The 379-nt window shown below is 38.5% G+C and carries 1 protein-coding gene; it reads right to left on the reverse strand.

All coding sequences use genetic code 11. The annotated features are described in order from the left end of the window. Positions 1–379: transposase (locus tag GQR38_RS20205; RefSeq protein ID WP_165738067.1), on the reverse strand; the 379-nt coding region annotated here is incomplete at both ends.

Here is a 379-nt window from a genome sequence, read left to right on the forward strand (position 1 = left end):
GATTTGATTGCATAGTGCCGTTCTTTGTCTGACCGCTAATTCTCTCGCTTTGTGCTGTGCTTGGTTATCTTGTTGCTCAACTGATTTTATACAGACACTCTTAATATGATGTTGCTTTGAAGCAACGCTAATTGCTAAAGCATCGTTATAATCATTTTTATTGCCAACTAAGAAGGCTTTTACATGCTGAGGTGGAATAAGCTTTATCTCATGACCACATTTTCTGATTTCTCGAGCCCAAAAATGAGAAGTTGCACAGGCCTCTAAAGCAACTAAACACGTAGTGTGTTGTTGGAAAAAAGATAACACTTGCGCACGCTTTAACATTTTCTTTTTAACTAAGCGCCCTTGTTCATTGCAGCACACCACATGGAAAAAT

The sequence above is a fragment of the Pseudoalteromonas sp. c7(2019) genome, from assembly GCF_011378625.1.
In the GTDB taxonomy this organism is placed as follows: Bacteria; Pseudomonadota; Gammaproteobacteria; order Enterobacterales; family Alteromonadaceae; genus Pseudoalteromonas; species Pseudoalteromonas arctica.